The 21,609-nt window shown below is 68.2% G+C and carries 22 protein-coding genes; 12 read left to right on the top strand and 10 right to left on the bottom strand.

Features of this window, described 5'->3' with window-relative positions; all coding sequences use genetic code 11:
* Position 1 precedes the first annotated feature (1 nt).
* Positions 2-1,465, top strand: coding sequence for a peptidoglycan DD-metalloendopeptidase family protein (locus tag AC23D6_RS01650; RefSeq protein ID WP_487751116.1), 1,464 nt, complete (start codon positions 2-4; stop codon positions 1,463-1,465).
* Between the two features lie 73 nt (positions 1,466-1,538).
* Complete coding sequence (locus AC23D6_RS01645) at positions 1,539-2,669, top strand: anhydro-N-acetylmuramic acid kinase (RefSeq protein WP_487751115.1); 1,131 nt, start codon at positions 1,539-1,541, stop codon at positions 2,667-2,669.
* Here AC23D6_RS01645 and AC23D6_RS01640 read toward each other — a convergent pair.
* The 3 genes from AC23D6_RS01640 to AC23D6_RS01630 are packed head-to-tail and all read right to left on the bottom strand — an operon-like array spanning position 2,666 to position 5,044.
* Entirely contained in the window at positions 2,666-2,893 is a 228-nt protein-coding gene (locus AC23D6_RS01640; protein WP_055937736.1) for a hypothetical protein, read from the bottom strand. The two genes, AC23D6_RS01645 and AC23D6_RS01640, sit on opposite strands and share 4 nt — an antisense overlap.
* A gap of 46 nt (positions 2,894-2,939) precedes the next feature.
* Positions 2,940-4,274 carry an AmpG family muropeptide MFS transporter gene (locus AC23D6_RS01635; RefSeq protein ID WP_487751114.1) on the bottom strand — a complete coding sequence of 445 codons (1,335 nt, stop codon included), beginning with the start codon at positions 4,272-4,274 and terminating at the stop codon, positions 2,940-2,942.
* Complete coding sequence (locus tag AC23D6_RS01630) at positions 4,274-5,044, bottom strand: exodeoxyribonuclease III (protein ID WP_487751113.1); 771 nt, start codon at positions 5,042-5,044, stop codon at positions 4,274-4,276. The genes AC23D6_RS01635 and AC23D6_RS01630 overlap by 1 nt, the downstream gene beginning before the upstream one ends.
* 131 nt (positions 5,045-5,175) lie before the next feature.
* Between AC23D6_RS01630 and pyrE the strand changes: the two genes are divergently transcribed.
* Both pyrE and AC23D6_RS01620 read left to right on the top strand, forming a co-directional pair.
* Complete coding sequence (pyrE, locus tag AC23D6_RS01625) at positions 5,176-5,847, top strand: orotate phosphoribosyltransferase (RefSeq protein ID WP_487751112.1); 672 nt, start codon at positions 5,176-5,178, stop codon at positions 5,845-5,847.
* Between the two features lie 17 nt (positions 5,848-5,864).
* Positions 5,865-6,569 (top strand): hypothetical protein, encoded by a 705-nt coding sequence (locus AC23D6_RS01620; RefSeq protein WP_487751111.1) that lies wholly within the window; start codon positions 5,865-5,867, stop codon positions 6,567-6,569.
* Between the two features lie 61 nt (positions 6,570-6,630).
* Here AC23D6_RS01620 and AC23D6_RS01615 read toward each other — a convergent pair whose 3' ends face one another.
* From AC23D6_RS01615 to coaBC, 3 genes are read right to left on the bottom strand one after another with little or no spacing between them, the layout of a single operon-like run.
* Positions 6,631-8,961, bottom strand: a complete 2,331-nt coding sequence (locus AC23D6_RS01615) for a phosphomannomutase/phosphoglucomutase (RefSeq protein ID WP_487751110.1) — start codon at positions 8,959-8,961, stop codon at positions 6,631-6,633.
* 14 nt (positions 8,962-8,975) lie between these two features.
* A complete protein-coding gene (gene dut / locus AC23D6_RS01610) occupies positions 8,976-9,440 on the bottom strand; it encodes a dUTP diphosphatase (protein ID WP_487751109.1) in 465 nt (154 codons plus the stop codon).
* On the bottom strand, positions 9,437-10,666 hold the full coding sequence (gene coaBC / locus AC23D6_RS01605) for a bifunctional phosphopantothenoylcysteine decarboxylase/phosphopantothenate--cysteine ligase CoaBC (protein WP_487751108.1): 1,230 nt from the start codon (positions 10,664-10,666) through the stop codon (positions 9,437-9,439). The genes dut and coaBC overlap by 4 nt, the downstream gene beginning before the upstream one ends.
* Positions 10,667-10,762: 96 nt before the next feature.
* Between coaBC and radC the strand changes: the two genes are divergently transcribed.
* From radC to AC23D6_RS01580, 5 genes are all read left to right on the top strand, one after another.
* Positions 10,763-11,437, top strand: a complete 675-nt coding sequence (gene radC, locus AC23D6_RS01600; protein ID WP_487751107.1) for a RadC family protein — start codon at positions 10,763-10,765, stop codon at positions 11,435-11,437.
* A 102-nt stretch (positions 11,438-11,539) separates the two neighbouring features.
* Positions 11,540-13,228 carry an arginine--tRNA ligase gene (gene argS / locus AC23D6_RS01595; RefSeq protein ID WP_487751106.1) on the top strand — a complete coding sequence of 563 codons (1,689 nt, stop codon included), beginning with the start codon at positions 11,540-11,542 and terminating at the stop codon, positions 13,226-13,228.
* A 15-nt stretch (positions 13,229-13,243) separates the two neighbouring features.
* A complete protein-coding gene (locus AC23D6_RS01590; protein WP_487751105.1) occupies positions 13,244-14,029 on the top strand; it encodes an SPOR domain-containing protein in 786 nt (261 codons plus the stop codon).
* Positions 14,026-14,442: a hypothetical protein gene (locus AC23D6_RS01585; RefSeq protein WP_487751104.1), complete on the top strand. Its 417-nt coding sequence runs from the start codon at positions 14,026-14,028 to the stop codon at positions 14,440-14,442. Before AC23D6_RS01590 ends, AC23D6_RS01585 begins: the two co-directional genes overlap by 4 nt.
* 34 nt (positions 14,443-14,476) lie before the next feature.
* On the top strand, positions 14,477-15,226 hold the full coding sequence (locus tag AC23D6_RS01580; protein WP_487751103.1) for an SDR family NAD(P)-dependent oxidoreductase: 750 nt from the start codon (positions 14,477-14,479) through the stop codon (positions 15,224-15,226).
* Positions 15,227-15,246: 20 nt separating this feature from the next.
* Here the strand turns inward: AC23D6_RS01580 and AC23D6_RS01575 are convergent, their stop codons facing one another.
* Positions 15,247-15,804 carry a hypothetical protein gene (locus AC23D6_RS01575; protein ID WP_487751102.1) on the bottom strand — a complete coding sequence of 186 codons (558 nt, stop codon included), beginning with the start codon at positions 15,802-15,804 and terminating at the stop codon, positions 15,247-15,249.
* Between the two features lie 17 nt (positions 15,805-15,821).
* Positions 15,822-17,711, bottom strand: a complete 1,890-nt coding sequence (gene speA, locus AC23D6_RS01570) for an arginine decarboxylase (RefSeq protein WP_487751101.1) — start codon at positions 17,709-17,711, stop codon at positions 15,822-15,824.
* Positions 17,712-17,954: 243 nt separating this feature from the next.
* Here speA and speE point away from each other — a divergent pair, with 243 nt between their 5' ends.
* The gene (speE, locus tag AC23D6_RS01565; RefSeq protein WP_487751100.1) at positions 17,955-18,812 is read left to right on the top strand and encodes a polyamine aminopropyltransferase; all 858 of its coding nucleotides are present in this window, start codon (positions 17,955-17,957) and stop codon (positions 18,810-18,812) included.
* 64 nt (positions 18,813-18,876) lie between these two features.
* On the opposite strand, the gene AC23D6_RS01560 is transcribed toward speE, so the two are convergent.
* Both AC23D6_RS01560 and AC23D6_RS01555 read right to left on the bottom strand, forming a co-directional pair.
* Entirely contained in the window at positions 18,877-19,245 is a 369-nt protein-coding gene (locus tag AC23D6_RS01560; protein WP_487751099.1) for a DUF6404 family protein, read from the bottom strand.
* Positions 19,246-19,261: 16 nt separating this feature from the next.
* Positions 19,262-19,600 (bottom strand): P-II family nitrogen regulator, encoded by a 339-nt coding sequence (locus AC23D6_RS01555; protein ID WP_192199869.1) that lies wholly within the window; start codon positions 19,598-19,600, stop codon positions 19,262-19,264.
* Between the two features lie 186 nt (positions 19,601-19,786).
* Here AC23D6_RS01555 and ubiK point away from each other — a divergent pair, with 186 nt between their 5' ends.
* Together ubiK and AC23D6_RS01545 are read left to right on the top strand one after the other, a co-directional pair.
* Positions 19,787-20,050 (top strand): ubiquinone biosynthesis accessory factor UbiK, encoded by a 264-nt coding sequence (gene ubiK / locus AC23D6_RS01550; protein ID WP_487751098.1) that lies wholly within the window; start codon positions 19,787-19,789, stop codon positions 20,048-20,050.
* Positions 20,051-20,061: 11 nt separating this feature from the next.
* Positions 20,062-21,567, top strand: a complete 1,506-nt coding sequence (locus AC23D6_RS01545; RefSeq protein WP_487751097.1) for a YifB family Mg chelatase-like AAA ATPase — start codon at positions 20,062-20,064, stop codon at positions 21,565-21,567.
* Positions 21,568-21,609: the final 42 nt, after the last annotated feature.

The raw sequence follows: 21,609 nt of genomic DNA, 5'->3' as shown, positions 1-21,609 counted from the left end.
GATGCAAACTCATGGGGGCGGCAACAGCCGCAAGCAACTGTTCCGGGAGCGCCTTGGGGTGCTTCGCGATACCGCGCTCCACCAGCAGGTGAAGCGGCATCTTCCGGAAGGCCGCTGGACGCGCCGCCACTGGATCCACGCCAGCCTCTTCACGACGATCGGCGTGATGATGGCCACCATCGTGCCGGGCTTCTCAAGCGCAATCCAAGCGCCGGTGTCCCAGCCGCGCAATACGCTTCTGCTCGAATTGCCGGAACTGTCGGCGGCACGCCAGGCCGGCACGGCCGGCGACAGCTGGCAGGTGGTGCGAGTGAAGCCGGGGCAGACCCTGGGTGCGATCTTCGAAGAGCTGGGCATCCCGGCCGCCACCCTGCACCGCATCCTGGACAACGCCGATGCCAAGAAAGCGCTGACGCGCCTGAAGCCGGGCACCGAGATCGCTTTCGACCTGCCGGTGACCGGCGGACTGCGCACGCTGCGCTACGACCGCGACCCCAGCCATCGGGTGGAACTGATCGTCGGCGCGGACAAGATCACCGAACGCGTCATCGCCCGCGAGACCACCACGCGCACCGTGGTGCTGAGCGGCGAAGTGGGTCGTTCACTCAACCGCTCCGCGCGTAAGGCGGGACTGACATCGGCGAACATCAACTCGTTGACCGACGAGATCTTCAAGTACGACATCGATTTCAACTCCGATCTCGGACCGGACGACCGTTTCAGCGTGGTGGTTGAGCAGACCTGGCGCGAAGGCGAACTGATCAGCACCGGACCCGTGCAGGCTGCGACCTTCACCGTCGACGGCAAGCTGCATTCGGGCTTCCGTTTCACCCGCCCGGGCGGCAAGCCCGAGTACTTCACGGCCGCGGGCCGGCCGCTGAAGAAGAACTTCATCCGCATGCCGATCGCGTACGCGCGCATGAGTTCGAAGTTCGGCGCGCGCCGCCATCCGGTGCTCGGCACGATGCGCATGCACAAGGGCGTGGACTACGCCGCCTCGACGGGCACGCCCATCATGGCTGCCGGCGATGGCCGCGTGCAGTTCGCCGGCTGGCAGGGCGGCTACGGACGCACCGTCATTCTCGACCATGGCAAGGGCCACACCACGCTGTACGCGCACATGTCGCGCCTGGGCAAGGTCAAGCCGGGGCAACGCGTGGCGCAGGGCACGGTGATCGGCTACGTGGGTACGACCGGCCTGTCGACCGGGCCGCACCTGCACTACGAATTCCGCATCAACGGCGTGCACCGCAATCCATTGTCGGTGACGATGCCACCGCCGGAACCGCTGTCCGGCGCGCAGCTGGCGGCGTTCCGCACGTATACATCGAACGCGCTGGCACGCATCCGCACCGTCGAAGACATCATCTACGCCGATGTCGGTCCAGCGGAGGAGACGTCCAAGCCCGCGACGACCGTGGCCGCCGCCAAGCCGGCGGCCGGCAAGAAGAACGGCAAGGGCTGATCCGCGCACACATGGCGGCGAGCGGAAAAAGGCGGGACACTGTCCCGCCTTTTTTGTTGCCCGAAGACTTCGCATGACCACGCACGCCGCCACCGAGCTTTATCTCGGGCTGATTTCCGGCACCAGCGCCGATGGCATCGATGCCGCGCTGGTCCGGTTCGAGGATGCCGCGTCAGGGCTGCGGTGCGAACTTGTCCATGGCCGCACGTTCCCCTGGGATCCGGCATTGCGTGCGCAACTGGTCGCACTGGGCCAAGGCGCCGATACCGTCTCGCTGGATGCGCTGGGTTCGCTCGATGGCCGTACTGCGCGCGCCTTCGCCGACGCGGCGACGGCTTTGCTGGAAGACGCCGGCGTGCCGCGCGGTCGCGTGCGTGCGCTCGGCTCGCATGGCCAGACGATCCGCCACCGTCCGCAGGCCGATCCGCCCTTCACTTGGCAACTCGGCGACGGCAACGTGATCGCCGAACGCAGCGGCATCGATACCGTGGCCGACTTCCGTCGCCGCGACGTGGCGGCGGGCGGGCATGGCGCACCGCTGATGCCGGCCTTCCACGCGGCCCTGCTCGGTTCGCCGCACGAGGATCGTGCGGTCCTCAACCTGGGCGGCATCGGCAATTTCACCTTGCTGCCGGTCGCGGAGGACGTGCGCGGCTTCGATACGGGCCCGGCGAATGCGCTGATGGATGCTTGGTGCGAGCGTCACACCGGCCGACCCTACGACGCGGGTGGCGCGCTGGCGGCCAGTGGCCACGTGGATGCAGCACTGCTCGCACGCTTGCTGGCGGAACCCTGGTTCGCGCTACCACCGCCGAAGAGCACCGGCCGCGAGCAGTTCCACCTGGATTGGCTGCAGGCCCAGTTGGACGATGGGGTGCCCTCGCCGGCCGACGTGCAGGCCACGCTGCTGGAGTTGACCGCGCGCACCGTGGCTGATGCCCTGCAGATGACCCAGCCGGAGACGCGGCGCGTGCTGGTCTGCGGCGGCGGCGTGCATAACGCCGCACTGATGGCGCGATTGGCGGCCCACCTGCCGCAGGCCGTGGTGGAATCCACGGCCGCGCATGGCCTGGACCCGGATTATGTGGAAGCGATGGGCTTCGCTTGGCTGGCGCGCGAAACGCTCGCCGGGCGGCCCGGGAACCTGCCCGCGGTCACCGGCGCGGCGGGTCGTCGCATACTGGGTACGGTGTTCCCGGCCTAAAAGCCCTTGCCGGGCGGCACATCTTTCAAAGCGCTGATGGCTTCCGCCAGCGCGTTGACCTCGCGGTCGTCGAAGCCGCCACGCACTTCCGCTTCGCAGACGAACAGACCCTGTTCCAGCAGGTTGAAGATGGTGTCGTGGATCGGCCAGCCGCGCGCCTGCGATACGCGCCGGATGCGCTCGGCCAGGATCGGATCCACGTCCTTCAGCACGATGTCGGTCATTGCCCCGTCCCCTGCATGCCCCATGGCCTGACTGTAACGCAGACGCTCAGTCCTGCGCCGTGCCCGCCGGAGGCACGGCGCCGCTGGCCGGCTCGTGGTCGCCGCCGAAGCGGATGCGCGACACCAGCCAGAAGAACAGCAGCGCGGCGGGAACCGACGCGAGCGCCGTGAGCCAGAAGTACGGCGCATAGCCGGTCTGCTCCACGATGCTCCCGGAAACCGCGCTCAGCAGCTTGCCCGGCAACATCACCAGTGAGGAGAAGAGCGCATACTGGGTCGCGGTGAAGCGCTGATTCACAAGCGCGGACAGGAAGGCGACCAACGTCGTGCCCTGGAAACCTTGGGCCAGATTCTCGCCGGAAATGACCAGCGTCAGCTTCCACACATCGCCATCGGCACCGATCAGCCACACGTACAGCAGGTTGCTGATCGCGCCGAGTATCACGCCCACGAACAGCGGCCACTTCACGCCCCAGCGCGCGATCGCGATGCCCGCCAGGAAGACCCCGGCCAGGCCCACCCAGATCCCGTAGAACTTGGTGACGGCTGCGATCTCGGTCTTGGTGAAGCCCTCGCCCAGATAGAACGGGGCCATGATGCCGCCACCCAGCGACTGGTCGGAGACCTTCGCCAGCAAGATGAAGGCAAGTAGCGCCGCGGCCAGCGGTGCGCCGAAACGGCGGAAGAAATCCAGGAACGGTTCCACCACCCCTTCCTGCAAGCCTTCGGCCCACGTGGTCATCTTCACCCGGACCACGCCGGGCTCGGAGGCCAGCAGTACCGCCACCACGGGGATCAGCATGAAGAGCGCCATCACACGGTAGACCTGCGGCCACGGCACATGGTCGGCCAGCACCAGCGCCAGCATGCCGGTGATGATCAGCGCAATGCGATACCCCAGCGAATAGGTCGCCAGCAGCGCGCCCTGCGACTCCTGCGGGGCGATCTCGATGCGGTACGCGTCCACCGCGATATCCAGCGTGGCGCCGGCGAACGCCGTCATCAGTGTCACCCAGATGAAAGGGGCCAACTGGCCGGGCGTCAACAGCGCCATCATCAGCAGGCCGGCGATGACCACGACCAGCGCCAGCAGCAGCCAGCCACGCCGCTGCCCGAGTCTTCCCAGCAGCGGCAGTCGCCACCGGTCCACTAGCGGCGCCCACAGGAACTTCAGCGTATAGCTGAGGCCCGCACTGGCGATCAGGGTGATGTTCTTCAGCTCCAGGCCATTTTCGGTCAGCCAGTACGCCAGCGTGCCCGCGACCAGCAGGAACGGCATGCCCGAGGCGAAGCCGAAGAAGAACATCGTCCACGCCGAGGGCTGCGCGAACGCACGCCAGACGGAGGGTTTGCCGGGCCGTTCGGCGGCGGACGTCGTCATCAGGCGTAGTCCACCGTGAAAGGCGCGTGGTCGGAGAAGCGCTGCTCGCGGTAGATCGAACAGGCTTTCAGGCGATCGCGCAGCGAGGGCGTGACGAACTGGTAATCGATGCGCCACCCCACGTTGTTGGCGCGTGCGGCGCCGCGGTTGCTCCACCAGGTGTAGTCCTGGCCTTCCGGATGCAGCGCGCGGTAGGCGTCGACCCAGCCACCGTCGTCGACGCACACCCCGTTCAACCAGTCGCGTTCGGGCGGCAGGCAGCCGGAATTCTTCTGGTTGCTGGTCCAGTTCTTGATGTCCAGGCGGCTGCGCACGATGTTCCAGTCGCCGCAGAGCACGTAGTGCCGTCCGCTGCGGCGCCACTCGTCCAGCACGGGCGCCAGCCAGTCCATGACCTTGAACTTGAAGCCCTGGCGCTCGTCGCCCGAAGATCCCGAAGGGATGTAGAACGAGACCACGCTCAGGTCGCCGAAGCGCGCTTCGATGTACCGCCCTTCTTCATCGAAATCGGGCCAGCCCAACGCCGTGCGGATCTCGTCCGGCTCGCGCTTGGCGTAGATCGCCACGCCGCTGTAGCCCTTCTTCGTGGTGGCGTCGCGGAACCACGCCTTGTAGCCGTCAGGCAGGAATTCCGGCCCGGCCAACTGATGCTCCTGGGCCTTGGTCTCCTGCACGCACAGGACGTCGGCCTGCTGCGTGGTGAACCAGTCGAAGAAACCCTTGGTGGCCGCCGAGCGCAGGCCGTTGGCGTTGAAGCTTATGATGCGCATGGGGAGCTGGGATTGGAGATTCGGGATGACGGGATTGGCAAAAGCATAGCTTGTCCGGACGCATGCTTTTCGGCGCATGCGGTACGCTTTGCGAATCCCGACTCCCGAATCTCCACTCCCGGCGTTTCCCCATGTCCGACCACCGCGCCCGTTTCCTCCAGCTCGCACTGCACGCGCAGGCCCTGCGCTTCGGGCAGTTCACCCTGAAATCCGGCCGGCAGAGCCCCTATTTCTTCAATGCGGGCCGCTTCGACAGCGGCGCGCGCCTGGCCGGATTGGCTTCCTGCTATGCCGATGCGGTCGAGGACGCAGGCCTGGAGTTCGACCTGCTGTTCGGTCCTGCCTACAAGGGCATCCCGCTGGCGACCGCGTTGGCGTGCGAGTTCGCCCGCCGTGGCCGCGACCTGCCGGTGGCGTTCAACCGCAAGGAGGCGAAGGATCACGGCGAGGGCGGCCTGCTGATCGGTGCCCCGCTGGAGGACCGGCGCGTGCTGATCGTCGACGACGTGATCACCGCCGGCACCGCGATCCGCGAAGCGTTGGGCCTGATCCGTGCGGGCGGCGGACAGCCGGCCGGCATCGTGGTCGCGCTGGATCGTCAGGAAATGTTGGGCGATCCCGCCGCCGGCACTCCTCGCCGCTCGGCGGCGCAGTCGGTCGCCGAGGAAACCGGCGTGCCCGTGGTGGCGGTCGCCAGCCTGCATGACCTGCTTGCTTTTGCGGGTGAAAGCGCCGACCTTGTCCACCATCGCGACGACCTGCTGGCCTACCGGGCCCGCTACGGCAGCGCGACCCAGGACTGACGCAGCAGGGGGCTGCCATGATCGTCCGTACATCCTTGGTGGTTGCCAGCATGCTGCTCGTGGCGTCGCCCGTTGCCGTTGGCCAAGGCAAAGGCAAGCAAGGCGGGGCGCCCGTCAACAAGAAGCTGTTCTGCTGGGAAGAAAAAGGCCAGCGCGTATGCAGCGATGCGCTGCCCGCCGATGCCGTCAACGCGGCGCGCGAAGAGATCAGCGCGACCAGCGGCCTGCGGACCGGCGGCGTTGGGCGCGCCATGACGGACGAGGAGCGCGCGCAGGCCGCCATCGAATTCCAGCAGCGCCAGATGGATGCGGCCGCGGCCGAGACCCGCCGGCGCACCGATGCCGCGATGCTGCTTTCGTACCGCGACGAAAGCGACCTGCGACGCGTGTTCAACGAACGCATCGCCATCGTCGACAACAACGTGCGGACGGCACGCTACAACACGGTGAGCCTGCGCGAAGGGCTGGTCAGCCTGCTGCAGACCGCCGGCAACCAGGAACTGGCCGGCAGGCCCGTGGCGGCCGAGCTTGCCGCGAACATCCGCCAGCGCCATGCGGAACTGGTGCGTACGCGTCGGCTGCAGCAGAGCTTCGAAACCCAGCGCGCGGCGCTGGACGTCGAGATCACCGACACCCTGCAGCGCTACCGCGCGATGAAGGGCCTCGGCCCGGCGGCCGCAGAAGAAGCGGCGGAACAGGCCCCGGCGCCCGCGCCCAACTGAAGCCGAGAACGACGACGCCGGGACAAGCCCGGCGTCGTCGTTTAAAGCCCTACCGCACGCGTCAGAACGTCATCGTCAGTTCGGGCGCCAGCGCCTGCAGGCGTGTGCGGAAATCGGTCTTGATCCGCTCCAGCGCCTCCTTGTTGTCCGCTTCGAACCGCAGCACCAGGATCGGCGTGGTGTTGGACGCACGTACCAGGCCCCAGCCGTCGTCCCAGTCGGCGCGCAGGCCATCGATGGTGGACAGGCGCGCGCCCTCGAACTCCGCACCCTCGACGAAGCGCGCGACGATCTCGTGCGGCGTGCCGTCGACCACATCCACCTTGATCTCCGGCGTCGACACGCCGTCGGGCAACGTGGCGAGCACGTCGGACGGGGTCTCGGACCGGTTCGCCAGGATCTCGAGCAGGCGCGCCGCCGAATACAGGCCGTCGTCGAACCCATACCAGCGCTCCTGGAAGAAGAAGTGGCCGCTCATCTCGCCTGCCAGTTCCGCGCCGCTCTCGCGCATCTTGGCCTTGATCAGCGAATGCCCGGTCTTCCACATCATCGGCGTGCCGCCGTGGCGCAGCACCCAGCCTTGCAGCTTTCCGGTGCACTTCACGTCGTAGATGATCAGGGCGCCCGGGTTGCGCTCCAGCACGTCGGCCGCGAACAGCATCAGCAGCCGATCCGGGAAGATCACGGCCCCTTCCTTCGTCACCACGCCGAGGCGGTCGCCATCGCCGTCGAAGGCCAGGCCGATGTCGGCGTCGAACCGCTTCACAGTCTGGATCAGGTCCTCCAGGTTGTGCGGCTCGCTGGGGTCGGGGTGATGGTTCGGGAACGTGCCGTCGACCTCGCAGTAGAGCGGGATCACCTCGGCGCCGATCGCTTCCAGCAACTGTGGCGCGATGTCGCCCGCCACGCCGTTACCAGCGTCCACGACCACCTTCAGCGGGCGCTCCAGCTGCACGTCGTCGGCGATGCGCTGGATGTAGTCGGCCGAGATGTCGCGCTGCTGCAGGTCGCCCGGCACGTTGGCGATGTACAGCCGGTTGTCGCGGATGCGTTCGTAGAGGTCGGTGATCGCGTCGCCTGACAGGGTCTGCCCGCCCACCACGATCTTGAAGCCGTTGTAGTCCGGCGGGTTGTGGCTGCCGGTCAGGGCCACGCAACTGCCCGCCCGCAGGTGGTAGGCGCCGAAGTAGGCCACCGGCGTCGGCGCCAGCCCGATATCGATGACGTTGCGGCCGGCCTTGCGCAGACCACTGATAAGACCACCGACCAGGTCGGGCCCGGACAGCCGGCCATCGCGGCCGACCACGATGTCGGCCAGGTCCTCGTCGCGCATCACTGAGCCGATCGCCAGGCCGATCAACTCGGCCACTTCGATGCTCAGCGTCTTGCCGACGATGCCGCGGATGTCATAGGCGCGGAAGATACCGGGATCGACGTCCACCGCGGCGCGGGTGGATCGTGCACCCTCTTCGCGCTCGCCCGGCTCGCGCGCGGCCGCGGGCATCGGCGGGGGTTCGCGCAGGAGGGCCTCACCGAGCGTGGGCTCATCGCCTTCCGGGCCTTCCGTCTTCTTCCTGCCCAAGGCCGGCAGGCGGATGCCGCCGCGGGCCACCAGCAGCGCCACGATCGCAAGGACGGCGAGCAGGCCTGCGACGACCATGGCCGGAATCGCCCCAAGCCCGAGGGGGCCGGGCTCGCTATCGGGCACGGCCGTCGCCACGCGCAGTCCGGTCTTGCCGACGACGTGGGCCATGCGTTCCGCGCCACCCTGCAAACGGTTGTTGCCGCGCTCGCGCACGCTGAAACTGCCTTGGCGCAACGCCAGGTATCCGCCCTGAGGCGCCCTCACGGCATCGAAGCCCGCTGCCAGTTGCGACAACGGCAAGCGGACATACACCACACCTTGCGGCACGGCCGCCGCCAGGCCGAATACGGTCGCCTTGCCGTCCCTCAACACGCGGGCCGCCACTTGGTCGCTCTGCATCGCGGCTTCCAACAGGGCCAGCTTGCTGTAGCCGAAGGCCGACGCATCGTCGTAGGCGGCCTCCAGATTTGCATCGAGGATCTCGACCGTCTCGACACCGGTCCATCCTTCACGCAGCGCGGCCGTCGCTTTGGCCGTGTCGCCTGCGGCGAGGGCAGTCTTCACCGGCTCGGACGCCAGGCGTTGGGACAGTTCTTTGCTGTGCATGTCGTGGGCGCGCTGGACGGCCGACACGGCAGCATCGCGCGCGCGTTCCATGTCGCCCAGCAGCCGTGCCTCACGCCATTGGCGCAAGCCGCTCCAGCCCAGCAGGCCGGCCAACAGGATCAGCAGCAGGGCCAGCATCGGCAGCGCGCGCTGCAGGTCGCCCACGGGCATGCGCGCACGGCGCTCGTTCGTCGCGTTCATCGGCTCGTCCCCTGTCATCGCACGCCGGTGTGGCCGAAACCACCCGTCCCCCGCGCGCTGTCGGCGAAAGTATCCACCACCTGCAGTTCCACGCGCACCACGGGCAGCACCATGACCTGGGCGATGCGGTCGCCGGGCTGGATCGTGAAGGCCTCATGGCCCCGGTTCCATACGCTGATCAGCAACGGCCCCTGGTAATCGGCATCGATCAGGCCGGTGCCGTTGCCCAGCACGATGCCGTGGCGATGGCCCAGGCCGGAGCGCGGCAGCACCACGGCGCAGAGGTGAGGGTCGCCCAGGTGCAGGGCGATACCGCTGGGCACGAGGGCCGCGTCGCCCGGCTCCAGCACCAGCGGCGCGTCCAGCGCCGCGCGCAGGTCCATGCCGGCACTGGCTTCGGTCGCGTAGGCCGGCAGCGGCCATGCGTCGCCGAAGCGCGGGTCCAGCAGCTTCACTTCCACCGCGCGGGATGCGCTCATGCGTTCAGTCGCTCCACGATCAAATCGATCAGTTCGTCGGCCAGGCGGGTTTTGGGGGCGGTGGCGAAGCTGCGCTCGCCATCCTTCCAGTACGCCGTCATGGCGTTCTGGTCGCTCTCGAAGCCGCCGTCGGTGATGCCCACCCGGTTGGCCACGATCATGTCCAGCCGCTTGGCTTCCAGCTTCTTGCGCGCGTACTCGGCCACGTTGTTGGTTTCCGCGGCGAAGCCGACCACCAGCTTCAGCGACTGGGTCTGCGCGGCCACCTTGGCGAGGATGTCGGGTGTGCGCACCAGGTCCAGCGCCAGCGATTCGCTGGATTTCTTGATCTTGTTGGCGGCGGGCTCCCGCGGCGTATAGTCGGCCACGGCCGCGGCGCCGATATAGATGTCAGCGGGCAGGGCGGCGAACACGGCGTCGTGCATCTGTGCGGCCGAGCGGACGTCGAAGCGGGTGACGCCCGCCGGCGTCGGCAGGTGCACGGGACCGGCCACCAACGTGACGCGCGCACCGCGACGGGCCGCGCTGGCGGCGACCGCAAAGCCCATCTTGCCGCTGCTGCGATTGCCCAGGTAGCGCACCGGATCCAGGTCTTCGTAGGTCGGACCCGCGCTGACCACGACGCTCAAGCCTGCGAGATCCTGAGGGCCGGTATTCACGGGGCCCGCCACATCAGCAAGCGCAGCGACGATCTCCTCCGCCTCGGCCAAACGGCCGGGGCCGGATTCGCCCTCGGCCAGCGGACCATCGTTCGGCCCCACCACGTGCACACCGCGCCCGCGCAGCGTGGCCAGATTCGCCTGGGTGGCGGGGTGCTGCCACATCCGGTGGTTCATCGCCGGGGCCAGGGTCAGCGGAGCGGTGGTCGCGAGGCAGAGGGTCGTGACCAGGTCATCGGCCATGCCATGCGCCAGGCGGGCCATCAGGTCGGCAGTGGCGGGGGCGATGATCACCCGATCGGCCCAGCGCGCCAGTTCGATATGACCCATCGCCTGCTCGGCGGCGCTGTCCCACAGCGTGGTGCGGGTCGGGTGGCCCGACAGGGCCTGGAAACTCAACGGCGTGACGAACTGCTGGGCCCCCGACGTCATCGCGACTTGCACGTCGGCGCCGGCATCGCGCAGGCGGCGCACCAGTTCCAGCGCCTTGTAGGCCGCGATGCCGCCTCCCACGCACAGCAGCAGGCGTTGTCCCGCCAGCCCCGATGTCTTTTCCGCTCCGCTCACGTCGGCCCATTCCTACGTCGATTCAGGCGATTAGCTTAACCGAACACCCCGTGATGCCCGATGCATGCCCTGGGCCTCGCGCGAGATGCTGGACCCATGCAGATCCGCGACTGGCCCGCCGATGAACGTCCCCGCGAAAAGCTCCTGAGCCGGGGCGCCGCCGCCCTGAGCGACGCCGAGCTGCTCGCGCTCTTCCTCGGCTCAGGCCTGCGCGGTCGCGATGCGGTGGCGACAGCCCGCGAACTGCTTGCCGCCCACGGCCCCCTGCGCGCCCTGCTCGAGCGCTCGCCGGCGGAGCTACTCGCGCTGCCCGCGGTGGGCCCTGCGCGGGCCTGCGCACTGGCCGCCGCGCTCGAATTGGCCAACCGCCTGCTGATGGCCACGCTGGAGCGCGGCGAATCCATTGGGGACCCCGCCGCGGCCGGGCGTTATTTCGCCCAGCGCCTGCGCGGACGACACCATGAGGTGTTCGCCGCGCTCTTCCTCGACACCCGCCACCGCGTGCTGGCCTTCGAGGAACTGTTCCAGGGCTCCGTGGACAGCGCGGAAGTCCACCCGCGCGAAGTCGCCCGCCGTGCACTCGCCATGAATGCCTCGGCCCTGATCGTCGGACACAACCATCCCTCCGGCTGCAGCGAGCCCTCGGCCGCCGACCGGGCGGTGACCGCACGCCTCAAGCAAGCCCTGGCCCTGGTGGACGTACGCCTGCTGGACCATTTCATCGTGGGGGACGGGCCGCCCCAATCGATGGCGGCGCGCGGCTGGGTATGAGGCAGCTTGACCCGGCGAAGGGCCTAGCTGAACCTGCCGCAACCCACGCCTGCACCGGGAAAACCTAGAATAGGCGGTTCCCACGCAACACGACGGTTCTCCGTGAAAGCTTCCCTCCGCGCCTTGATCGCCCAGGGCATCGACGCCCTGCGCTCCGCCGGCACCCTGCCGGCCGACGCCGCCACGCCCGATTTTGTGGTCGAGCGTCCCAAGACCCGCGACCACGGCGACTTCGCCACCAACGCCGCGATGCTGCTGGCCAAGGCGGCACGCAGCAATCCGCGCGCGATCGCCACCGCGCTCGTCGAGGCCCTGCCGGCCAGTGACGATGTCGCCAAGGTCGAGATCGCCGGCCCGGGCTTCATCAACTTCCACCTGACCCCCGGCGCCTACCAGCACGAAGTGGCCACGGCGCTGGCACAAGGCGCCGCCTACGGCCGCAACGAGCGCGGCCAGGGCCGCACGGTGGGCGTGGAATACGTCTCGGCCAACCCGACCGGCCCGCTGCACGTCGGCCACGGCCGCGCCGGCGCCATCGGCGACTGCATCGCCCGCGTGCTGGCCGCCAACGGCTGGAATGCGAAGCGCGAGTTCTATTACAACGATGCCGGCGTGCAGATCGACAACCTGGCCAAATCCACGCAGGCACGTGCGCTCGGCCTCACGCCCGACAGCGAAGGCTGGCCCGAAGACGGCTATCGCGGCGACTACATCGCCGACGTGGCCCAGGCCTATCTTGCGGGCGACTCGGTCGAGGTCGAAGGCCACGTCGTCACCGGCGAGAAGGACCCGGACAACCTCGACGCCATCCGTCGCTTCGCCGTGGCCTACCTGCGCCGCGAGCAGAACCTCGACCTGGCCGCGTTCGGCGTGTCGTTCGACCGCTATTTCCTGGAGAGCTCGCTGTACGCCGACCAGAAGGTGGAGGAGACCGTGCGCAAGCTGGTCGCGTCCGGCCACACGTACGAAGAAGGCGGCGCGCTGTGGCTGAAGTCGACCGACTTCGGCGACGACAAGGACCGCGTGATGCGCAAGTCCGACGGCACCTATACCTACTTCGTGCCGGACGTGGCCTACCACCTGAGCAAGTGGCAACGCGGCTATGAGCGCGCGATCACCGAACTGGGTGCCGACCACCACGGCTCGCTGGCCCGCGTGAAAGCCGGCCTGCAGGCGCTGGGCGAAGGCATCCCGCAGGGCTATCCGGAGTACGTGCTGCACCAGATGGTCACCGTGATGCGCGGTGGCGAGGAAGTGAAGCTGTCCAAGCGCGCCGGCAGCTACTTCACCCTGCGCGACCTGATCGAGGAAACCAGCGCCGATGCCACGCGCTGGTTCCTGATCGCGCGCAAGCCCGATTCTCAGCTGACGTTCGACATCGACCTGGCCCGCCAGCAGAGCAACGACAACCCGGTGTTCTACGTGCAGTACGCGCATGCCCGCGTGTGCAGCCTGCTACGCCAGGCCGGCGAGAAGGGCTACGCCTACGACCAGGCCAATGGCCTGGCGAACCTGGCGCGACTGGACGACGAGACCTCGCAGTTGCTGATGGTGGAGTTGTCGCGTTACCCGGAAGTGGTCGAAGCCGCCGGCGACTCGCTGGAGCCGCACGTCGTGGCGCAATACCTGCGCGAGTTGGCCTATGCTTTCCACACGTGGTACGCCGGCACGCCGGTGCTGGTGGATGATGCCGCGGCGCGCGATGCGCGTCTGGTCCTGGCTCTGGCGGTGCGCCAGGCGCTGGCCAACGGACTGGACCTGTTGGGCGTGAGCGCGCCCGAAAAGATGTAAGCGGAGAAGCAGTACATGGCAGCAAGACGCGGCAAGAACCAAGCCACGCGCAATTCCGGTCACGCCACGCCCGCCTGGGTGTGGCTGGTCCTGGGCCTGTTGATCGGCCTGGCGGTGTATTTCATCGTGCCCGGCCTGGGCAAGAAGGACGGCGACGGCTTTTTCCGGCCGCAGCCCAATCCCGACGCGCAGCCCGCGCCGATCGACAGCGCGGACGTGGACGCCGTGGTGCCCGATGCGCCCGTCGCCGACACCGCGACGACGCCTGCCTCAGGCGATGCCGGCAAGGAAACGCAGTACGACTTCTACACGCTGCTGCCAGGCAAGGAAGTGCCGATGTCGGACGCCGAACTCGCCGCCAGCGCGCGCGAGGAGGAAGCCCGCAAGGCGCGCGCCGCCCTGAACGGCCAGTCGCCGGCCACCGTGCCGGCACCGGCCAGAAACGACGCCACCCAGCCCGCGCCGATCGACGAAACGCCGGCGCCCCGCGCGACGGCCGAGGCCCCGCGCGCCGCCGATGCCGCGCGGGCACCCAAGCCCGCCACGACCGTGGCGAGCGCAGACACCGATGCCCGCTACATCCTGCAGGCCGGTGCGTTCGGCGCGTCGGGCGATGCCGAGGCGACGAAGGCGAAGATCGCCATGCTCGGCCTGAGCGCCCGCGTGGAGTCGGCGCAGATCAACGGCAAGACCGTGTACCGCGTGCGCATGGGCCCGTACGGCACCGCGAGCGAACTGGCCGAAGCCAAGCAGAAGCTCGCCAGCGGTGGCCTGCCGGCGATGGCGGTGAAGGCGCAGTGAGCCGCCTTCGCCCCTGGCAGCGCATGGCGCTCGCCACGGTGACAGTGCTGGTGGCGCTGCTGACCGCGTCCTGGATCATCGCGGGGTGGCTGCCCCCGGCCTGGCAACAGGTCGTGCCCACGCCGCTGGGCTACCTCGCCCCGATCAGTTATCTGGTCACCGCCGCCTGCATGACGCTCGGCGGGGCCATCGCCGGGCGGCGCTTCCTGGTGGTCGCGCTCGGCCTGACGTTCGCGCTGTGGATCGCCACGTTCGTGCTGTTGGCGAACATCGCGTTGGCGACGGCCGATGGCGGGCACCCGCTCTTCGCCGTCTTCCGCACGAATGTCGCCAGCGCCGTGTTGTCGCTGGCCGCGGCCGCGCTGGGTACTCATCTGGGTACCCGCTGGCAGGCGCGTCGCGCGGCTGCCTGATCCGCTTTCTCTCCCCCTCCCAGCAGGATCGACCATGACCCGCACTGCCCTCATCACCGGCGCCACGTCAGGCTTCGGTGCCGCTGCCGTCCGTCGCTTCGTGGCCGCTGGCTGGCGCGTCATCGCCACCGGACGACGCGCCGACCGCCTGCAGGCGCTGGTCGACGAACTCGGCGCGACGCACGTCCATGCCGCCGTGTTCGACGTGCGCGACGAAGCGGCGTTGGAGGCGGCACTCGACGCGCTGCCGGACGCGTTCCGCGGCATCGATCTGCTGGTCAACAACGCAGGGCTGGCCCTGGGCACGGCGCCCGCGCAGCAGGCGTCGCTGGACGATTGGCGCACGATGATCGAAACCAACGTGCTGGCGCTGGTCACCGTCACCCGCCGACTACTGCCGCTGCTGGTCGAGCGCAAGGGCGCGGTCATCAACATCGGCTCGATCGCCGGCAGCTATCCGTATCCGGGCGGCAACACGTACGGCGGCACCAAAGCCTTCGTCCGCCAGTTCTCACTGGGCTTGCGCAGCGACCTGCACGGCACCGGCGTGCGCGTGACCGACATCGAGCCCGGCATGGCCGAAACCGAATTCACCCTGGTGCGCACCCACGGCGACCAGGCCGCGTCCGACAAGCTATATGCCGGCGCGCAGCCGATGACGGCCGAGGACATCGCCGAGCAGATCTTCTACGTCGCCACGCTGCCGCCGCACCTCAACATCAACCGGCTGGAGATCATGCCGGTGACGCAGTCGTTCGCGGGCTTCCAGGTCGCGCGCGCGTAAAACGGCATCCGCCCCACGCGTCAGCGTTGCGTTGCCGCGCGGGGCGGCGGCGGCGGCGGGGGGAAGGCGTCGGTCATGAAGCGGCGGTGCATGTCAGGCAACTCGGCTGGCAATGGCGCCCCATCTGACAAGTGTCGGCGTATGGAACGCAGCAATTGGCCCTCTCGCCGCTCCGGCGGAGCACTCTCGACGTATTCGTACTTCAGGTCGATAACCGAGCGGCCTTGCGCCAGCAAATCCAGCTCCGAACCCGACTCGCGCGTAGCAGCCAGAAAATAGTGGCCTGTGTCGAGACGAATAGCATCACAGCCTCCGGTACTGAAACGAACGCTGCGAAAGTCCCTCGCATCGCCCTTCAGCGACGATACGACACGGATACGTCCATGGATCCATTCCATGTGCGCCGAGGAGCCCAATTGCGTTCTTCTGACCTCAGTCGCCTCTAGCCGGAAGATGAAGACGGTACGGGCATCACTGACCTGCTGCCGAAACGACTTCCAGACGGGGTCCTGACATGCCCATACCGGCGTGGACGTCAGGAAAAAAAACAGTGCAAGCAGGCAAAACGTTCCGCGCATCGCCCCCCCTGATGGTCTCAGCCCAACGGCTCGTCAGACAGATAGGTGTAGCCGGTCATGCCCGCCTCAAGCGCATCCGCCAGCAGGTTCGATTCGTCGAGAGGGAGACCCGCTTCCTCGACGCGCTGGCGATACACCGCGCGCAGGTCGTCCAGCTTGTAGCCCACGTAATCGAGCATCACATCTGTGGTGTCGCCGCGGCGCTGTTGCGTGAGCAGGTAGCCGGTGCCGGCATCGGCGCTGACTTCCACCGCGTCGGTATCGCCGAACAGGTTGTGGATGTCGCCGAGGATCTCCTGGTAGGCACCGACCAGGAAAATGCCCAGGCGATAGCTCTCGCCAGGCTTCATCGCATGCAGCGGCAGCGAGGAATCCAGCCCCTCGTTCTCCACGTAGGTGTCGATCATGCCGTCCGAGTCGCAGGTCATGTCGGCGATCACGCCGCGACGCTGCGGCGCCTCGTCCAGGCGCTCGATCGGCACGATCGGGAATACCTGGTCGATCGCCCACACGTCCGGGATGGACTCGAACACGCTGAAGTTGACGAAGTACTTGTCGACCAGGCGCTCGTTCAGTTCGTCCAGCAGGTCGCGGTGGCTGCGCTCGTCGCTGCTCAGGCGGCCGCGCACCGCATGCGCGATGGCATAGAACAGGTCGTCGATGCGCGCGCGGTGGACCAGATCGATCTGGCCCAGCGCGTACAACGACAGGCCTTCGCTGTGGTGGTGCTGCGCTTCGTGGAAGAGCTCCACGGCCGGGCGCGTATCCAGCTCGCCGTGGATCTCGCGCAGGTGGCGGATCACCGCCGGCTCGTCGTCGTGCGCCGGCGGCACGCGCCCTTCCGGCGCCTGCTCGACTTCGGACACGTTGACCACCAGCACGGCATGGTGCGCGGTCATGGCGCGGCCGCACTCGGTGACGATGCGCGGCGGCACCAGGCCGTTCTGCTCGCAGGCTTCGGCCAGCGGCTGCACGATGTTGCTGGCGTACTGGCCGATGCCGTAGTTGATCGAGCAGTAGCTGCGCGAACGCGTGCCTTCGTAATCGATGCCCAGGCCGCCGCCGACGTCGACGTGGCTGATGATCGCGCCCAGCTTCGACAGCTCGACGAAATAGCGGGTCGCCTCGCGCATGCCGTTGGCGATGTCGCGCACGTTGCTGATCTGCGAGCCCATGTGGAAGTGCAGCAGGTTCAGCGTGTCCTGCAGGCCGGCCTCGCGCAGCTGCTTCCACAGGTCCAGCACCTGGCGCGGTGACAGGCCGAACTTGGCTTTGTCACCGCCGCTGTTCTGCCACTTGCCCGCGCCCAGCGTGGCCAGCCGCATGCGCACGCCCAGGCCGGGCTTCACAGCCAGCTTGCGGGACTCTTCGATGACCAGCGCCAGCTCCGACGGCTTCTCGATAACGATGAAGGTCTGCAAGCCCAGCTTGCGGCCGATCAGCGCCAGGCGGATGTACTCGCGATCCTTGTATCCGTTGCAGACGATCAGCCCGCCCGGGCGCGACAGCGCCAGCACGGCCATCAGCTCAGGCTTGCTGCCGGCCTCGAGGCCAAAGCCCTCGCCGGCGTGCGAAGCCAGCGTGCCGGCGACGCCGCGGTGCTGGTTGACCTTGATCGGGTAGACCGCGGTGTAACCGCCCGGGTAGTCCCACTCGGCCTGCGCCTGCGCGAACGCGGCCTGCAGCTTGCCGAGGCGGTCGCCCAGGATGTCCGGGAAGCGCACCAGCAGCGGCAGCTTGGCGCCCTGCGCCCGGGCGGCGTCGACGACTTCCGGCAGCGGCACGCGCGGCCCCTGCGCGCCCTTGGGTGAGACGACGATGCGGCCGGCGGCGTCCACGTCGAAATACCCTTCCGCCCAGTGCGGAATGGAGTAGGTCGTGCGGGCGCGGTCGGTAGACCAGGACATGGCGGTTTCCAGGGGGATGCGAACGGAGGCGCATTCTACAGGCTGCGGTCACACGGGTCCGTTACAATGCGCGCCCGCGCTCAAGCCCCTCTCCCGCCGGGAGAGGGGTTGGGGTGAGGGTTCGGCGAAGTCCAGATCACGCGGGCATCGCTGCACTCGCCACACCCTCATCCGGCGCTGCGCGCCACCTTCTCCCGAGGGGAGAAGGGAACAGACTCCATCCTTCATCCGCAGGACCGCCACATGACCGCCAACGACACCTGGTTCATCGAACACTTCGACCACACCGGCTCGGCCATCGGCTTCCGCACCACCGGCAAGCTGGACGAGGTGCAGTCGCCGTTCCAGAAGATCGAGATCTACGACAGCACCGATTGGGGCAAGTTGATGGTGATCGACGGCGCGATGATGCTGACCACGCGCGACAACTTCTTCTACCACGAGATGATCAGCCATCCGGTGTTGTTCACCCACGCCGCGCCGAAGCGCGTGGTGATCATCGGCGGTGGCGACTGCGGCACCCTGCGCGAGGTGCTGAAGCACCCGGGCGTGGAGAAGGCCACGCAGTGCGACATCGACGAACAGGTCACGCGCATGGCGGAGAAGTATTTCCCCGAGCTGTGCGAGTCCAACAACGACCCGCGCGCCGAACTCCTGTTCGACGACGGTGTGGCGTACATGGCCAACTGCGAGCCCGGAAGCGTCGACGTGGTCATCGTCGACTCGACCGATCCGGTCGGCCCGGCGGAAGGCCTGTTCAACAAGGCGTTTTTCGAGAGTTGCTATCGCGCGCTGAAGCCGGACGGCCTGCTGGTGCAGCAGTCCGAATCGCCGCTGGCACTCCTGGACCTGATCAAGGACATGCGCGCCGAGATGGGCAAGGCGGGCTTCCAGTCGTTCAAGACGCTGCCGTTCCCGCAGCCGTGCTACCCCACCGGCTGGTGGAGCGTGACGCTTGCCAGCAAGCACGCCGGTTTTGACTTCGCCTTCCGCCAGGCCGACGCCGCCGCCAAGCCGTTCGACACGCTGTATTACACCGCGCACCTGCATACGGGCGTGCTGGTGGCACCGCCGTTCGTGGCGAAGGCGCTGGGTGAGTAAGCGACCTGCCGCCAGAGAAGAAGAAAGCCCCGCGATGCGGGGCTTTTCTTTGGCCTCTACAGCTTCAGTCCGCAGTGAACGTTAGCCAGCGAGGCACTTGATAGTGGCGCGCCTGCGCCACCAGGTAGGCAGCCGTGATCAGGCCGAACAGTGTGCCCGCGCTCAGCGATGTGGCGACCACCGCAGCGAAAGGCTTGCCCTGCCACGACCAGAGCGCCAACCACATGATCAAGCCCCAGAAGGTGGCAAAGAACCCGCCCATCACGAAGGCATTCACGGCGAACCCATTCATGTGGGGTGGCGGCACCCGGACGCCCGCCTTCCACAACAACCGGAACATCGGCGGCGCATAAGTGCCGCGTCGGATGCCGGACTCCCCGAGCCAGACCAGTGCTTTTGCCAGGCGGCCGTCGAACTCGCGGAGCTGCGTCATCTCGGGGACTCCGTTTTCACAGCGCATCCGCATCCAGTTCGCCCGTCCGTATCCGCACAACCCGCTCCAGGTCGTAGACGAACACCTTGCCGTCGCCGATCTTGCCGGTGCCGGCGGCCTTCACGATGGCTTCGACCACCTGCTCCGCCTGGTCATCGGTGACGGCAACTTCCAGCTTCACCTTGGGCAGGAAATCCACGACGTACTCGGCGCCGCGATAGAGCTCGGTATGGCCCTTCTGTCGCCCGAAGCCCTTCACTTCGGTGACCGTGATGCCGGCGATCCCAGCGTCGGCCAGTGCTTCGCGCACATCGTCCAGCTTGAACGGCTTGATGATGGCCATGACCATTTTCATGCAGCTTCCTCCCGTCGGCGCTGCCTGCAGGATAACGCGACGCGCGCCCGCGCGGTTGCGGCACGGGGGCGTCTCGCGGTTCAATGGGGCCTCGCCGCTCGGATATTTCCGACAATGCCGCGCAGCGAACGCCGATGGCCTGCCGCCTGCGGTGCTCGCAAGCTCGGTGTACTGCCGGAGACCGCCATGATCGACCTCAACCACATCGACGACCTCGCCCGCCGCCTCAGCCAGCTCGTGCCGCCCGGACTGCGCGAGTCGCAGGAAGAGCTGCAGCAGACCTTCAAGTCGGCCCTGCAGGCCGGCCTTGCCAAGCTGGATTTGGTGACGCGCGAGGAGTTCGACGTACAGCAGGCCGTGCTGCTGCGTACCCGCGAGAAGTTGGAAACCCTGGAACGCACCGTCGCCACGCTGGAAGCCCAGCTAGCCGACAAGCCCGCCCAGTCCTGAGCCCCGCCGCCATGAGTTTGGCCCTGGTGCATAGCCGGGCACGGGCGGGTGTGTCCGCGCCTCCGGTACGGGTGGAAGTGCACCTGTCCGGTGGCCTGCCGTCCACCCAGATCGTCGGCCTGCCAGAAGCGGCCGTGCGCGAGGCGCGCGATCGCGTGCGCGCCGCCATCCTCTGCGCGCAGTTCGAGTTTCCGGCCCGCCGCATCACCGTCAATCTTGCGCCAGCCGACCTGCCCAAGGACGGCGGCCGGTTCGACCTGCCCATCGCACTGGGCATCCTGGCCGCCAGCGGACAGATCCGGCGCGAAGCCTTGGCCGAGTACGAATTTCTGGGCGAGCTAAGCCTCACCGGCGAGTTGCGCGCGGTGGATGGCGTTTTGCCGGCTGCGTTGGCCGTCGCCGCCAGCGGTCGCACCCTGGTCGTGCCCGATCCCAGTGGTGCCGAAGCCGCGCTCGCCCACCAAGGCAAGGCGCTCACCGCGCGCACGTTGCTGGAAGTCTGCGCCCTGCTCGAAGGCCGCAAGACCCTGCCCGCCGCCGTGGCGCCACCGGCCCTGCCGCCGACCATTCCCGACATGGCGGACGTGCGCGGCCAGGTCCATGCACGGCGTGCACTGGAGGTCGCCGCCGCCGGTGGGCACCACCTGCTGCTCATCGGCTCACCCGGGTGCGGCAAGACCTTGCTGGCATCGCGTCTGCCCGGCCTGCTGCCGGAGGCGACCGATACGGAAGCGATGGAGAGCGCCGCGATCGCATCGGTCAGCGGGCGCGGACTGGATCCTGCGCGCTGGCGACAACGCCCCTACCGTTCTCCGCATCACACGGCAAGCGCGGTGGCGTTGGTCGGTGGTGGTGCCCAGCCGCGCCCCGGTGAGATTTCGCTGGCCCACCACGGCGTGCTCTTCCTCGACGAACTGCCTGAGTGGAGCCGGGCTGCGCTGGAAGTGCTGCGCGAACCGCTGGAGTCCGGCACCGTCACGGTCTCCCGCGCCGCGCGCACGGCGGAATTTCCGGCGCGCTTCCAACTCGTGGCTGCCATGAACCCTTGCCCGTGCGGCTGGGCCGGGGACGCCAGCGGCCGTTGCCGCTGCGGCCCGGATCTGGTCCGTCGCTATCGCAGCCGCGTCTCGGGGCCGCTGCTGGATCGCATCGACCTGCATGTGCACGTGCCTCGCCTGCCGCCCGAGGACCTGCGGCCGGATGCGCCCGACGGCGAGCGCACGGCGGACGTGCAGGCACGCGTCGTCGCGGCACGCCTGCGCCAGCACGCGCGGTGCGGCAAACCGAATGCGCGGATGGGTCAGTCCGAGACGATGGCCCACTGCCGTCTTTCTGCGCGCGACCAGGCGTTGCTGGAGCGCGCCGTCGAGCGCCTGCAGCTGTCCGCACGCAGCCTGCACCGCATCCTGCGCGTGGCACGCACGATCGCCGACCTGGCCGGCGATGAGGCGATCGCCACGCCACACCTGACCGAAGCCCTGGGCTATCGGGGACTGGATCGCGGCAGCGCAGCATGACCTCCGGCCACGGCGACGGAAGGTGGGGTGTGGTCTACTCGG

This window comes from Pseudoxanthomonas sp. G3, from assembly GCF_057654715.1.
Note: the sequence above shows the minus strand (reverse complement) of the source record. Positions and strands in the feature narration are given on the sequence as shown.

Excerpts from the sequence above, each read along its gene's own strand:
- AC23D6_RS01650 (WP_487751116.1), top strand. The coding sequence starts at position 2 with ATGCAAACTCATGGGGGCGGCAACAGCCGCAAGCAACTGTTCCGGGAG.
- AC23D6_RS01645 (WP_487751115.1), top strand. The coding sequence starts at position 1,539 with ATGACCACGCACGCCGCCACCGAGCTTTATCTCGGGCTGATTTCCGGC.
- AC23D6_RS01640 (WP_055937736.1), bottom strand. The coding sequence starts at position 2,893 with ATGACCGACATCGTGCTGAAGGACGTGGATCCGATCCTGGCCGAGCGC.
- AC23D6_RS01635 (WP_487751114.1), bottom strand. The coding sequence starts at position 4,274 with ATGACGACGTCCGCCGCCGAACGGCCCGGCAAACCCTCCGTCTGGCGT.
- AC23D6_RS01630 (WP_487751113.1), bottom strand. The coding sequence starts at position 5,044 with ATGCGCATCATAAGCTTCAACGCCAACGGCCTGCGCTCGGCGGCCACC.
- pyrE (WP_487751112.1), top strand. The coding sequence starts at position 5,176 with ATGTCCGACCACCGCGCCCGTTTCCTCCAGCTCGCACTGCACGCGCAG.
- AC23D6_RS01620 (WP_487751111.1), top strand. The coding sequence starts at position 5,865 with ATGATCGTCCGTACATCCTTGGTGGTTGCCAGCATGCTGCTCGTGGCG.
- AC23D6_RS01615 (WP_487751110.1), bottom strand. The coding sequence starts at position 8,961 with ATGAACGCGACGAACGAGCGCCGTGCGCGCATGCCCGTGGGCGACCTG.
- dut (WP_487751109.1), bottom strand. The coding sequence starts at position 9,440 with ATGAGCGCATCCCGCGCGGTGGAAGTGAAGCTGCTGGACCCGCGCTTC.
- radC (WP_487751107.1), top strand. The coding sequence starts at position 10,763 with ATGCAGATCCGCGACTGGCCCGCCGATGAACGTCCCCGCGAAAAGCTC.
- AC23D6_RS01590 (WP_487751105.1), top strand. The coding sequence starts at position 13,244 with ATGGCAGCAAGACGCGGCAAGAACCAAGCCACGCGCAATTCCGGTCAC.
- AC23D6_RS01580 (WP_487751103.1), top strand. The coding sequence starts at position 14,477 with ATGACCCGCACTGCCCTCATCACCGGCGCCACGTCAGGCTTCGGTGCC.
- AC23D6_RS01575 (WP_487751102.1), bottom strand. The coding sequence starts at position 15,804 with ATGCGCGGAACGTTTTGCCTGCTTGCACTGTTTTTTTTCCTGACGTCC.
- speA (WP_487751101.1), bottom strand. The coding sequence starts at position 17,711 with ATGTCCTGGTCTACCGACCGCGCCCGCACGACCTACTCCATTCCGCAC.
- speE (WP_487751100.1), top strand. The coding sequence starts at position 17,955 with ATGACCGCCAACGACACCTGGTTCATCGAACACTTCGACCACACCGGC.
- AC23D6_RS01560 (WP_487751099.1), bottom strand. The coding sequence starts at position 19,245 with ATGACGCAGCTCCGCGAGTTCGACGGCCGCCTGGCAAAAGCACTGGTC.
- AC23D6_RS01555 (WP_192199869.1), bottom strand. The coding sequence starts at position 19,600 with ATGAAAATGGTCATGGCCATCATCAAGCCGTTCAAGCTGGACGATGTG.
- ubiK (WP_487751098.1), top strand. The coding sequence starts at position 19,787 with ATGATCGACCTCAACCACATCGACGACCTCGCCCGCCGCCTCAGCCAG.
- AC23D6_RS01545 (WP_487751097.1), top strand. The coding sequence starts at position 20,062 with ATGAGTTTGGCCCTGGTGCATAGCCGGGCACGGGCGGGTGTGTCCGCG.